13 protein-coding genes and 1 pseudogene are annotated in these 13837 nt (G+C 42.7%); all 14 read left to right on the plus strand.

The genetic code is table 11. The annotated features are described in order from the left end of the window. Positions 1–401: 401 nt before the first annotated feature. Positions 402–1298, plus strand: coding sequence for a mechanosensitive ion channel family protein (locus tag QI63_RS02440; RefSeq protein ID WP_044016945.1), 897 nt, complete (start codon positions 402–404; stop codon positions 1296–1298). A 33-nt stretch (positions 1299–1331) separates the two neighbouring features. After that, positions 1332–1694, plus strand: a complete 363-nt coding sequence (locus QI63_RS02445) for a nitrous oxide-stimulated promoter family protein (protein ID WP_044013575.1) — start codon at positions 1332–1334, stop codon at positions 1692–1694. Beyond that, positions 1695–2195, plus strand: a complete 501-nt coding sequence (locus QI63_RS02450) for a methyltransferase family protein (RefSeq protein ID WP_044013576.1) — start codon at positions 1695–1697, stop codon at positions 2193–2195. Positions 2196–2391: 196 nt separating this feature from the next. After that, positions 2392–4356, plus strand: coding sequence for an ABC transporter ATP-binding protein (locus tag QI63_RS02455; protein ID WP_052185457.1), 1965 nt, complete (start codon positions 2392–2394; stop codon positions 4354–4356). Between the two features lie 106 nt (positions 4357–4462). Beyond that, a complete protein-coding gene (locus tag QI63_RS02460) occupies positions 4463–4657 on the plus strand; it encodes a type II toxin-antitoxin system VapB family antitoxin (protein ID WP_044013578.1) in 195 nt (64 codons plus the stop codon). A 1-nt stretch (position 4658) separates the two neighbouring features. Continuing rightward, positions 4659–5054: a PIN domain-containing protein gene (locus QI63_RS02465; protein ID WP_044013581.1), complete on the plus strand. Its 396-nt coding sequence runs from the start codon at positions 4659–4661 to the stop codon at positions 5052–5054. 84 nt (positions 5055–5138) lie between these two features. Further along, entirely contained in the window at positions 5139–6953 is a 1815-nt protein-coding gene (locus tag QI63_RS02470; protein WP_044013583.1) for an ABC transporter ATP-binding protein, read from the plus strand. Positions 6954–7319: 366 nt separating this feature from the next. Beyond that, the gene (gene aspS / locus QI63_RS02475) at positions 7320–9080 is read left to right on the plus strand and encodes an aspartate--tRNA ligase (RefSeq protein ID WP_052185458.1); all 1761 of its coding nucleotides are present in this window, start codon (positions 7320–7322) and stop codon (positions 9078–9080) included. 3 nt (positions 9081–9083) lie between these two features. Next, positions 9084–10121 carry an amino acid--tRNA ligase-related protein gene (locus QI63_RS02480; protein WP_044013587.1) on the plus strand — a complete coding sequence of 346 codons (1038 nt, stop codon included), beginning with the start codon at positions 9084–9086 and terminating at the stop codon, positions 10119–10121. Positions 10122–10485: 364 nt separating this feature from the next. Further along, positions 10486–11118 (plus strand): annotated as a pseudogene (locus QI63_RS02485) (GyrI-like domain-containing protein). 51 nt (positions 11119–11169) lie between these two features. After that, positions 11170–11367, plus strand: a complete 198-nt coding sequence (locus QI63_RS02490; RefSeq protein ID WP_016522332.1) for a hypothetical protein — start codon at positions 11170–11172, stop codon at positions 11365–11367. Then, a complete protein-coding gene (locus tag QI63_RS02495) occupies positions 11354–11695 on the plus strand; it encodes a type II toxin-antitoxin system PemK/MazF family toxin (protein WP_044013590.1) in 342 nt (113 codons plus the stop codon). Before QI63_RS02490 ends, QI63_RS02495 begins: the two co-directional genes overlap by 14 nt. 115 nt (positions 11696–11810) lie before the next feature. Next, entirely contained in the window at positions 11811–12749 is a 939-nt protein-coding gene (locus QI63_RS02500) for a hypothetical protein (RefSeq protein WP_044013592.1), read from the plus strand. Positions 12750–13016: 267 nt separating this feature from the next. After that, positions 13017–13538: a hypothetical protein gene (locus QI63_RS02505; protein WP_144389649.1), complete on the plus strand. Its 522-nt coding sequence runs from the start codon at positions 13017–13019 to the stop codon at positions 13536–13538. Positions 13539–13837: the final 299 nt, after the last annotated feature.

Raw genomic sequence — 13837 nt, forward strand, 5'->3', positions numbered from 1 at the left:
GCATAAGATATACAAGTTTGCGCTTGAGCAAACTTGAGTAAATAAAAGCCGTGCTATTTGTACGGCTTTTATTTTACACTCCTCAAGCAAAAAAAAAGGATACTGTCTTCATTTAGAAAACAGTATCCTTATCGGTTACGGTAATAATGCTTACCGGCAGTTGAAAGGGTAAACCCCTGCGGATTATACCCCCGAATGGTACACAAGGATTATACTGGTGTTGCCGTAAGCGCTTTATCATCATTGCCTCTTTTAATTTAAATCGTGGGTTTATAACATAAAAAAGAAGGATATGTCAAGTATTGCTAATTTGTGTGATTTTAGTCAGATATGTTTTAAGCTGCTGCGCGCTGATGTACCCATGCCTTTATTTTTTTTATAACTATGTTAAACTGTCGCCCATGAATAGCTTAAGCACTTTTATAGATTTTTTTAAAAATAACGAAATCATATCGGCAAAAATATTTGGTATTATACAATTTGTTTTTATTCTTTCTGTTATCTCTCTCTTTTTTAAAATACTGAATTCTATCGTAAAAAAAATCACGGTAAAAAAATGTTCATTGCAAATACAGCATATAATTGATAAAGGTATCAGATACGCAGGTTTTGCCGTTATGGTGCTGACGGTTTTTCATCGGTTGGGGATAGACATCAGGGCACTCCTTGGTGCTGCGGGAATTGCCGGTGTCGCAATAGGCTTTGCAGCTCAAACTTCAATATCGAATATTATTTCCGGATTATTTGTTATAACCGAACGAGCATTTAGAATAAACGACGTCATTGAAGTTGAAGGAGCTATCGGCACGGTGCAATCGATTAATTTATTGTCGGTTATCCTAAAAACATTTGACAGTCAATACGTCAGAATTCCAAATGAGACGATAATAAAAGCAAACCTGATAAATTATTCTCAGTTTCCGTATAGACGGGTTAAGACGGAATTGGGTGTCGCTTACGGTACTGATTTAAGAAAGCTGGAGCAAATACTTTTATCCGTTGCAAAAAATAATGCATTTATTATTGATGATCCTGCGCCATCAATTCTTTGGACAAGTTTTTCAACTTCAAGTATTGATTTGACTCTTATGGCATGGACAAAAATCGAAGACTTTGTAAATTTACGTAATTCACTGTTTGTCGAAATAGATGAAAGGCTTAAGCAAGAAAATATTGAGATACCTTTCCAACAGCTCGACATTCATATAAAAGGGAACCAAACGATAACAGTACCCGAATGTGAGCAATCGAATTCCCAAAGGCAGAGCATCGAAGTCGTAAACGCTTCGTGCGAATAAATTGTTCCGATTACGCAACAATGAGGTACCGATATGCATAAGATGACGGTAGAAGATGAAGTGCGCTTAGTTGATTCGATGATCGATCTCTATGCAACGGCGCATCGGTATGATTCTTCAAAGTCTGATATGGAAGTTATTGAGGCAGCGGTACCGGACATAGAGTCATTAAAGACATATACACATAAACAAATTGAACAATGCCGATACCGTGGCAAGCATGAAAAACCGTTTTGTAATGTTTGTCCGGTACATTGCTACAAGCCGGAGATGCGTCGGCAAATCCGCGCAGTTATGCGTTACAGCGGCCCGCGTATGTTATTCCGACATCCGATTTTGAGCTTACAACATCTGATCGGCACTATTCGTAGTAAAAAGGAGACAAAGGATACTTAAATGAAAACAACTGAACAAGAACATCTCCCTGTAATGGGTATCGGTCCTGTATGTATTGCAATTATGATTGCGTTCACTGCCGCAGGTATTACCGTGGTAAAATTCGATCTACTGACAAGCGGAAACGTGCGTAGTGCAATCATTGCAATCGTTTTTGTCATTGCCGGAATATTGTGTATTGGAGGCGGCATCGCATTGTGGTGTGCTGCAGTATTCGGTTCCCGTATCGATATTAAGATAAAATCAAATCAGCTTGCAACGGATGGTGTTTACGCCCTCGTGCGTAACCCGATTTATTCCGCTTTTTTATTTATCTGCACCGGCGTGCTGCTATTTTGCCGAAATTGGTATGTATTGATTTTACCGCTACTCTTTTGGTTATACCTCACCGTGTTTATGAAGTTGACGGAAGAAAAATGGCTCACAGAACGCTTCGGCGATGAATATGCAGCATATTGCAAATGGGTTAATCGCTTTATTCCATGGAAAAGACGAAAATAATGTTTAATTGATAATGTGTAATTGGTAATCGGTGCTGCATAATTAAAACGGCTTATATGAAGCACTTAAAGAAGCGATTGTTGTCTACAAGCATCTTTGTTAGATGTTGTTGACAATCTGTTTCTGTTTAGATATATTTTTTCATATTAAACAACTGACGATGCCGTCGATTATTTGATATGGAGGACTATTCTCTATGAATGATACAAAAAAAACGCAGGGGAAAAGCTCTACAAAAGAGCAACAATTCCCGGCAAATGCTACAGAGAAAAATCCGGCACAGAAAAAAAATGCACCGCAGCAGGAACGCAATCCGGCGAAACAGCAAGCCATTAAACGGCTATTAAGCTATGCGGGCAGCAGCAAGAAATTTTTATCGCTGTCGCTGGTGCTTTCCGCTTTAAGCGCACTCGTCAGTTTTGTGCCGTACATTATGGTGTTCTTTGTAATGCGCGATGTGATTTCCGCAGTTGCGGCAAAAGAAGCGGTGAATGCAGCAGCTCTTACACGCTACGGGCTGTGGGCGGTCGGTGCTGCTGCGGCGGGCTTTGTGCTGTATTACGCAGCGCTCATGCTTTCGCACGCGACGGCATTTACCATTCAACAAAACCTTTCGATACGAATGGCGGAAGCGCTGGCGGACCTACCCATCGGCTGGCATATTACGCATGTCAGCGGCAAGGTGCGCAAGGTGTTTGAAAAAAATGTTAATCAGCTTGAAACGCTCATTGCTCATAATATGCCCGACACCGCACAGAACATGGTCTCTCCTTTTGCAATACTTGCGCTTACATTGGTATTCGACTGGCGGCTCGGGCTGATTTCCCTTTTACCGCTTGTGCTTGCGTTTGTTTTACAAGCTACTTTAATGCGGATCAGTACAAACTCCGGTTTTATGCAAAAGTATGAAGACGCGCTTGAGCAAATGAATAACGCGGGTACCGAATATGTACGCGGTATTTCGGTTATCAAAACTTTTAATCAGTCTGTTTACTATTTCAAAAACTTTTACACCTCTATTATGAACTATAAAGAGTTCGTTCTCCAATATTCGATGTCGTGGGAAAACGGCTATTCGATTTTTTTATCGCTTATTAAACTAGGCTTTGTCTTTTTACTTCCGGCAGCGTTATTGATGGCTGGAACGGCAACGCTTGACCCGCACTTTTTTTACAGCTTTGTGTTTTACCTCGCCTTTGCACCGGTTACCTACACGATGCTGATGAAAGTTATGTATGCAAACACGTTTTATCAGCGCTCAAACGATGCGCTCAACCGTATTGAAGATATTTTGCAAGCACCGCTGACCAAGGAACCGGAAATATCCATACTCCCTGAAAAATATGATATTGCATTTAACGACGTAGTATTTTCATATAAGACGGAACCGGCTGCCGCCTCTGCAAAGACCGTGCCGGAAACAGACGGAGGAAACACCGGCAGAGCAGCCCCATCTCCTCAGAACCGAACCGCGGTAAACGGTATCAGTTTGCACATCCCCGAACATTCGCTCACCGCACTGGTCGGTCCCTCAGGCGGCGGCAAAACCACACTGGTCAATTTGCTCGGCCGTTTTTGGGAAATCGATTCCGGCAGTATCAGCATCGGCGGCGTTGACATCCGCGATATAAAAACACAAGACCTGCTGCACACCGTCGGTTTTGTGTTCCAAGAGAATAAGCTTTTTAAGGAAAGCATTTTAGAAAATATCCGCTACGGCAAAAAAGACGCAAGCCGCGAAGAGGTAATGGAAGCGCTCCGCAAAGCCGAGTGTATGGATATTATCGAAAAACTCCCCGCCGGTATCGATACCGTGTACGGCACCAAGGGCACATACGTCTCAGGAGGAGAAGCTCAGCGGCTCGCCATCGCCCGCGCCTTATTACAGGACGCACCTATCATCGTGCTGGATGAAGCAACCGCCTTTGCCGATGCCGAAAACGAATACAAAATCAAAAAGACCTTCGACGTACTGCTCAAAGATAAAACCGTCATCATGATTGCACACCGCCTTTCCTCAGTCGTAAACGCTGATAAAATCTGTGTTATAGACGAAGGCAAAATCGCAGAAGAAGGCACACATAAGGAACTGCTTGCGCGGAAGGGTTTGTACGCAAGTATGTGGGACAATTTCCAAAAAGGTATCGAGTGGAAGGTGTGAAATAATTGATAATGGATAATTTCTGAAAAGGCTCCGGAAGTGCATATATAAATTCTTGATCATGCATATAATTCAATGCTATAATATGCTCGTATGGAGGATTTTTATGAGAACGACGCTTGATCTGTCCGCTCCTTTGCTCGAAGAGGCAATGGCGTTGACAAAAATTCGGACAAAAACAGAGGTTATCACACGTGCGCTTGAAAATTTGATCCAAAAAGAGAAAGTGCAGCAGCTGAAAAACTATTACGGAAAAATTGATTTGGATATCGATTTAGATGCGCTGAGAAAAAGGACATAAGATGGTACTGGTGGATACCTCCGTTTGGATAGAATATTTTAAGGGAACCGGACGGGCAGCTGTGCTTAATGAGCTGATCAATAACAACGCGCTTTGTATCAATAACCTTGTGCTGGCAGAACTGATTCCTTCAATTAATCTGAAAAAAGAATCTAAATTGAAGCGGCTCCTGCTTACGGTTAATCAAATAGATATCGAAATAGACTGGGACAAGATTATCGATATGCAAACTAAAAACCTATTAAACGGTATAAATAAAGTCGGTATTCCCGATCTAATAATTGCTCAAAATGCGATTAATAATGACCTTTTTTTGTTTTCATTTGATAAACATTTCAGCCTGATGAGTGATTTGTTTGGGCTTAAAATGTTTACGGACGGGAAGAGCTCAACATAATTGGTAATTGGTAATGTTTGAAACTTCACCAATTAACCATTACACATTACCAATTGAAATTACCAATTAAATGAAGGAGGAATTATGTTACAAAGATTTTTTGCATTATCCGATGCGGGGACGCGGAATTTACGTTTGTCGATTACGCTCGCGGTTATTATCAACTTATTTATAATGGTTCCGCTGGGACTTTCGCTGTATGTGCTGCAGTATTTTTTGGCGCGCATTATGCAGCAAGGTTTTCAAGCCCCGAATGTATGGGCGGTAGTAGCAGCCGGAGCGGCGTTTATAGCCGTGCTGTTTATCCTCGAAAAATTAAAGTACGGCAGGACGTATAACGGCGCGTATGAAGAAGCGGCAAACGTGCGTATTTCGCTTGCAGAGTCGCTTCGGAAGCTCCCGCTGTCGTATTTCGGCAGGCAGGATTTATCGTATTTAACCTCAACGCTTTTAAACGATGTTACAACGATTGAACAAGCGTTTTCAAATGTCGTGCCGGAAATGTTCGGCGGTATTATTTCGATTTTAATTGCGGCGGCTCTTTTAGCGTTTTTGGATTGGCGGATGACTATTGCATTGTTTGTTTGCGCCTTTGCAGGATTTTTTATTGTTGTCGGTTGCCGGAAGCTGTCGGAAAAAAAGATGAAAAGCGTCATCGTACGGAAGGATGGAATATACGATTCGCTGCAGCAGATGATAGACAATATCAAGGTGTTGAAATCTTCTGATAAAAAAGCTTTGTATGTGCAAAAGCTCAAAGACGATATTACCGAAACAACGCACGCTGCGCTCAAATCGGAAGCTGCAATCGGCGCGCTTATGTTCGGTGTGGCCGCGTTAATCCGGTTCGGCTTTCCGCTCGTCATTTCTTACGGAGCGTACTTGCTGTCGCAGGGGAAAATCGAACTGTTGACATATATCATTTTTTTATTGGTCTCATGCCGTATCTTCGATCCGTTGACGACGGTGTTTATGCTGCTCGCCGAATTCTTTTATACACTGATTGCTGTTGAGCGGAAGCAGGCGATTGTCAATTATCCCAAACAGACGGGCAGTGAAAGTTTTAAGCCAAACGGCTACGACATTTGCTACAATAATGTGTCGTTTTCGTATAATGAACCGAGCAGCAAAGGTCTGAGTAACATCGGCGGAAGCGCTGCCGATAATTCAAATAATGCAGGCACCGCCGCAAACGATGGCGGAGAAAACACGGTAAGCGGAATCAGCTTTACTGCAAAGCAGGGCGAAATTACCGCGCTCGTGGGACACTCCGGCTGCGGAAAATCCACCATTGCGCGATTGGCTGCGCGCTTTTGGGATGCGTCATCGGGTACGGTTAGCATCGGCGGCGTCGATGTTTCCACGGTAGAACCGGAAACCCTGCTCAGTGCATTTTCGATTGTGTTTCAGGATGTCGTGCTCTTTAATGACACGGTGTACAACAATATTTTAATCGGCAACCGGAATGCAACAAAAGAACAGGTGCTCGCCGCCGCAAAAGCCGCGCAGTGCGAATCGTTTATCGAAAAACTGCCGCAGGGCTACGATACGGAAATCGGCGAAAACGGCTATACCCTTTCCGGCGGAGAACGCCAACGGCTTTCCATCGCCCGCGCTCTCCTCAAGGACGCACCGATCATCCTCTTGGACGAAGCAACCGCCGCCCTCGATCCGGAAAACGAAACGCTTATCCAGCACGCCATCGGTACACTTATAAAAGGTAAAACCGTTATCGTCATCGCTCACCGCCTCCGCACCGTAGAAAACGCCGATAAGATTATCGTGCTCAACAAAGGCACCATTGCCGAAACAGGCACCCACACAGAGCTGATGGAAAAAGACGGTATTTACCGTGAGATGTATCGGCTGCAGAGAGAAAGCGACCAGTGGTCGGCGTAAATAGAAGGGCATCTACTTCGTTGCTTAGTAAAAATTAATCCTCAACGTATCAAAGATACGCCACCGGTTAATTTTTACACGCGCCTCGTATCTGCTCCCTCTATTTACGCCGACGGATATTTCAGAACCGCCACGGACGGCGGTGGTTCTAGTCTGTAGCGTATTTGCTTTGCAAACACGTAGGTACGAAATGTACATGGATGTACATTTCGTACCGTGCCTGCGGGTGTTTTTTGCACGCTCCTAGCATCTGCTCCACCTATTTGCAAGTTGAGGGGATTACTCGCTCTTCTCTGTCCAGCATGAATCAGAACACGAATTGCATAAACGCCCCGTTTCAACTATACTTATTTTATTATGATAGAAATGAAACGGACAGTTACCTGCGGAGAGCTGCAAAAAAGCGACGCCGGTAAAACAGTAGTATTAAACGGATGGGTGCACCGCAAGCGCGACCACGGCGGTATCTCTTTTATAAACTTACGCGACCGCTACGGGCTGACACAGGTGGTTGTCGATGACGATGCAAGTGCTGAGCTGAAGGAAACCGCAGCCGGTTTGAAGATGGAGTATTGTATTGCCGTTGAAGGTATGGTGCGGGAACGTCCCGATTCCATGGTCAATACCGAAATGACAACCGGACATATCGAGGTGAAGGCGCAGCGCATTGTCGTGCTGTCGAAAAGCGCTGTACTGCCCTTCCAGATTGACGAAAAAACCAACGCCAACGAAGACCTCCGGCTCAAGTACCGCTACCTTGACCTGCGTTCCCAGACAATGCAGGATCACCTGATACTGCGCTCAAAGGTTACATTCGCCGTGCGGGAGTTTCTCACAGCAAGAAACTTCTTGGAAATTGAAACGCCGACCTTTATTAAATCGACGCCGGAGGGCGCGCGCGACTATTTGGTGCCCTCCCGCCTCTATCCGGGCAAGTTCTATGCGCTGCCGCAGTCCCCGCAGCTGTACAAGCAGATACTGATGGTCTCCGGCTTTGACCGCTATTTTCAGATTGCCCGCTGCTACCGTGATGAAGACGCGCGCGGCGACCGCCAGCCTGAGTTCACCCAAATCGATATTGAAATGAGCTTTGTTTCCCGTGATGACGTGCTCGATGTTACCGAAAATATGTTCCGCACGGTGTTCAAAAAGACGATCGATGCGGATTTGGCGCAATCCTTCCCGCGGATCAGCTATGACGATGCCATCGACCTGTACGGCACGGACAAACCCGATATCCGCTTTGAGATGAAGATGCAGGATGCCGCATGGATGGCTGAATGCACCGAGTTTGCTGTGTTCAAAGATGCAGTCGCCGCCGGAGGAGCTGTCAAGGCGCTTGTAGTGAAAGGACAGGCACAAAACTACAGCCGCAAAAAGATTGAAGAGCTTGAAGCTGCGGCAAAAATCTACAAGGCAAAGGGGCTTGCATGGACAAAAGTTGCAGGCGGCGCATTCGAAGGCGGTATTGCCAAATACTGTGCCGGTGCCGAGGCTCAAATATGCAAAAAGCTGAACGCTCAAGACGGCGACCTTCTCCTCTTTGTTGCTGATGCAAAATATAAAACCGCCTGCACCGCGCTCGGCGCCGTCAGAAGCAAGCTCGGTAAGGATTTAAATCTGCTCGATCCAAAAGTATTCGCCTTTTTGTGGGTTATCGACTTCCCGCTCTTTGAATGGAATGAAGATGAACAAAAATGGGATCCCGCACACCATATGTTCTCCGCGCCGCAGGAACGCTACCTTGATACATTGGAGCAAAACCCCGGCGAGGTAAAGGGAGACCTGTACGACCTTGTACTCAATGGCTACGAAGTCGCTTCCGGCTCAATCAGAATCCACAATCCGGAGCTGCAAAAACGGATATTCAACATTGTCGGCTTTAACCCCGCCGATGCGGAAAAGAAGTTCGGCTTTTTAACGGAAGCGTTCAAATACGGAGCGCCGCCCCACGGAGGTATTGCACCCGGTCTTGACCGCATCGTAATGCTGATGGCAGGCGAAACCTCAATTAAAGAAGTGATCGCCTTCCCCAAAAACACCTTTGCCGTCAGCCCCATGGACGAAAGCCCCAGCGAGGTTGACGAAAAGCAGCTTGCCGAACTGCACTTGAGCATTCGGGAATAAGCAGTGGACATCGAAGCGCTTGAATTCCGTGCGGCTTGTTTGCAGGCCGCGCGGAATTTTTTTATTACACATGGATATCTGGAGCTGGACACTCCGGCGCTTGCTCCGGCGCTCATCCCCGAAAGCTGTCTCGAAGTGTTCCGCACAGAATACCTCAAACCCTTTAAGACCGGCGAAGAAGCGGCAGTCCCGCTCTTTCTTGTCCCCTCCCCGGAAGTATTCATCAAGCCGGTTATTGCCGCGCACGGCCGCTCGGTGTTTCAGCTTTCCAAATGTTACCGCAACTGCGAATCAGTCGGGCATATTCACAACCCCGAATTTACCATGCTGGAATACTACACCATGCAGGCGAATTACCGCGATTCCGTCACGCTTACCGAAGCTTTTCTACAGACTATGGCGCAGGCAGTTGCGGGACTGCCGCTTGCCGCCCCCGAATTGGGTGCGGTGCTTTCCAAACCGTTTTTGCAGCTGACTATGGACGAAGCCTTTAAACGATTCGCCGGTTTTTCCCTTGCCGAAGCGGAAACACCGGAGCTTGCCTTTCATGCGGAACAGCTCGGCCTCGGCGACAGGGCGCAATATGAAGACTGGGCGTGGGATGATTTATACGAGCTGCTCTTGGTGCACTGCATCGAACCGCAGCTTCCGCCCGATGTGCCGGTTGCGCTGCTGGACTATCCCGCCCGGGTACCCTGCCTTGCACAGGAACGGTCGGAACAGCGTACAGCCGCGGACGGACGGACATATATATGGAAGACAAAAGAGCGGTGGGAAGTGTATGTACGCGGAGTAGAGCTCGCAAACTGCTATACCGAAGCGCGGGATGCGGGAGAAATCAACCGCTCTTTTACGGACGAGACTGCGATCAAAAATGCAACGGCGCGGGTTCCGCATCCCGTACCGGAGAACTTCGGCGGGATCTGCGCCCGTATGCCCCCATGTTCGGGCGTCGCGATGGGTTTTGACCGCTTAATCATGCTGCTCGGCGGCAAAAAAACGCTCGAACCGTTTTTATACGATGGATTTTCTCGTCTATGATACACCTACAATACATGGGGCAGCTCTAAAAACTCACTTAGAACTTGTTTAGAGGGATTCCATACTGCTTTTGCAGTTTGTACATACCGATTCCGGATTTGGAACGACATCCACGCCCTCAACCGCGGCGGTCTCGGCGTTCAAAAGCCCTATAAACAGGATGTGATTTTCTTAGGCCTATTTAGTGAAGATAGGCCTAATCTGTCTGCTGATGATGTGTTCAAGCGAGTATTATGGTAGAAAGATACAGTTGTTTGGAGAGGTACAGCTTAGATTGAAAGCGCATAGTTTCTATGATATTATGAGGAAAGATCGAAAAGGTGTTATGTGGACTGCCCAGTGGGCAGCTATTATGGAGAAAAGAATGGCATTTGATTTCAAGAAAGAATATCGGGAATTTTATCTTCCCAAAAATCAACCGGAAATTGTAACAGTTCCAAAAATGAATTATATTGCAGTTAGGGGAAAAGGAAATCCAAATGAAGCAGGCGGCGCTTATCAGCGGGCAGTTGGAGTATTATATGCGGTAGCGTATACTCTAAAAATGAGTTACAAGACTGATTATAAAATTAACGAATTTTTTGAATATGTTGTTCCTCCGTTGGAAGGTTTTTGATGGCAGGCCGGGATTGACGGCGTAGACTATTCAGACAAATCAAGCTTCAATTGGATTTCGGTAATTCGTATTCCAGATTTTGTTACAAAAAAAGATTTTGATTGGGCTGTAAAGACTGCTGCTGAAAAGAAAAAAATCGATTGCTCCTCTGCGGAATTTCTATCGATTGAAGAAGGCTTGTGCGTTCAGATAATGCATAACGGTTCTTATGACGATGAACCGGCAAGCGTAAAAATTATGGATGATTTCATTCGATCAAATGGATATGAAAACGATATGACGGAAAAACGTTTGCACCATGAAATTTATCTTTCAGACCCCAGAAAAAGTTCTCCGGAAAAATGGAAAACGGTCATCAGACATCCGATAAAAAAAGCATAATTTTGTGAAAAATTGTTTGAAATATGGTATAATGAAAGTTGGAGGTGCGATATGTCAGATACCGCCTACGCAGATTTTACGGAACAAGTGCTTTCTCTTTCCTATGAACAGACAATTATTTTAATGGGGAAAATGCTCGAGTCTTTGAAAACAAAACGGAATGAAGAAAATTATACCGAAATGGAAAATGATATTGCCCGAAGTTCAATGAACACTATGTGGGAGGAATTAAAAAATGACACATGGTGAGATATGGACAATTGATTTTGGGCAACCGGTAGGCAGCTTGCCGTCAAAAATACGTCCTGCCGTCATAATGCAAAATGATTTGCTTGGAATAAAAGATCTGAATACAGTTGTGGTAATTCCTTTTACTTCGAATCTAAACCGAGCAGATTTTGAGCCTAATATTCTTATTGAAAAAGAGGAAACTGGGCTTTCGAAAGATTCGGTCGCAGTAATTCATCTTATTGGTGCGGTAAATAAATTTTGCCTTGAAAAGAAGGTGTCAAGACTTTCCGAAGAAAATTATCAGAAGCTTGTGGAAGCTGTGGTAAAATTGGTTGCAAATGAGTAAAAAATCACATAACAAGTAGCTCAAAGCCGACAAACGGGACAAGCCCGTTTGCGGTTTAGCTACATAGTTAGGTTGATGCCTTCGGCGCAATAAGAAGAAAAGGCAAGGAGTATGTATGCCAAAAGGAAGTAAAAAGGAAATATTGCTGTGTATTGTATTTTGGGCTTCTTTTATATTAGCTTTTATTGTAATGATTGTCATGGGACTACGTGGATCAAAATCATCGAATTATGAAATAATTATAAGTAATGTTTTATTATTTCTTTTTACTACAGTTGGTTCTGTTATTTCTGGTTATTTATTTAATAAAAGTTTATCTACAGAAAAAATAGACACAATTGCTGAAAGATCTTGTGAAAAAATGGTTAATCTTTCTCTAGAACTGCAAAATTTACGAACTTATTTGTTAAGTACAGAAGAGGCACTTGAGGATGAATTGAAGGATTCTGATGTTATTCAAGCTGTTTATCGACAAAGAATATTAGCAGCGGCGGATAGAGTGAATTCATTAAGTTCTTCAAATGACACTTTTAGAAGTGATTGGCTTGGTGTTGTTTCTGATAGTTGTAAACAAAATCTTGAGATTAAATTTAATACTATAAAAGAAGTTGTTTTTGAAACCAATGATAGCCGTCAAACACCTAATACAAAGTATGATATTCATAATGAAAAAAATAATCTGCTTAAGCAACAGATGTTAATGCAAATATTACCTTCAAGTAGAATGTCTGTGATAAGGTCTGTAATAACAAATTATACTATTGACGAAAGAAGTGAAAATTATCAGAAAGGAACTATGGAAATAAGAGTTTTAAGAGAAACAAAAATTGCAACTGGAACATGTAAGTTAATACCTCCGTTTGATGATATACCTCAGACAACTGTAAAACTAATTTCAAGCCCCCATGAATATATTTCCGAGAAAATGCCATATCATATTGGAAATGGAACAACTTATGATTTTCATATAAATTTCACATCGAAAGATAAATCTCTGTCAATTCCAATTGGTCGTTATATCTTTGAATATGAAGTAACCCCAAGAGACTCCTAACACCCGCTTCAACCTGACATTTGTTTTGTCATAAAAATTGCTTTTCGTGCCTTTGCCACACTGCAACTTTTCACGCCAATTTTTGCCGTTGGCAAAAACCACAAATGCGGTTTAAAACAAAGTTATGCTAATACTCAACTTTTGTGTTTTATAAAAAATGAAGAAGACTAGTAATAATGATAAAAATAGCGGTTGGGAAATACTTTGTTATTTACTAATTGTATTTTTTTATTTTTAGCATGTAAGAATTATTATAATCTTTCACACTTGGAAAAATTTGGAATCATTGAAACCGCAATTATAAAATCATATTCAATAAAAAGCCATATAGAGGGAAGTGGAACATATTATCATGTAAAAATTGAATATAGTTTGCTTGGTGAAAATTTAAAACAAATTTGTTCTTTTGATTTCAAGCCAAGTGAAGAATACTATGAAAATAAAAGAATACAAATTATTCACGATTCTAAAAATGATTTCAAACTTCCAATAGCTGAAAAAGAAGCGTATAAAAGAAATGAAATAAATGGAAATTTTATCCGTGCAATGGGAGGTTTATTTATTATATTATTAGCAAGATGTGTTAATTACATATTCGAAAAAAACCGTAATCGAAACAAAAGAATAAAAAAACTTATAAAAAAGAAACCTGAATTAAAAGAGAAGTATAGAAAAGAAGAATGTATAAAAAATATAATCATTTTAATCTTGTTAGTACCTTTTCTGTTAATTCACTGTCTAATTGAATGGATAAGAGAAAGGTTTGATAGCAAAAAAAGAAATAAATAATGGCAGTCTGCTATACACCGATACGTTTTACAACTTAACTGTATGTTAGATGAACGTACTATCGTACGAATTATCAATTCAGGAGTTATAAAGCATGAATGAAAAAAAATGAACTAAAGAAAAAATCGGATATTGATTTATGGATCATTTTTATATCAACAATGCTTGTTATTATTTTATACAATAGTTTTTCATCAATAATTAGAACTATAACAAAGAATGCATGGGGATGTGTATTTATTTTCATTATATTTTGGAATGCTTATTAAACAATTTATTTGATATAACACCCGCTGGGG

It is taken from the genome of Treponema sp. OMZ 838 (assembly GCF_000775995.1).
GTDB lineage: Bacteria > Spirochaetota > Spirochaetia > Treponematales > Treponemataceae > Treponema.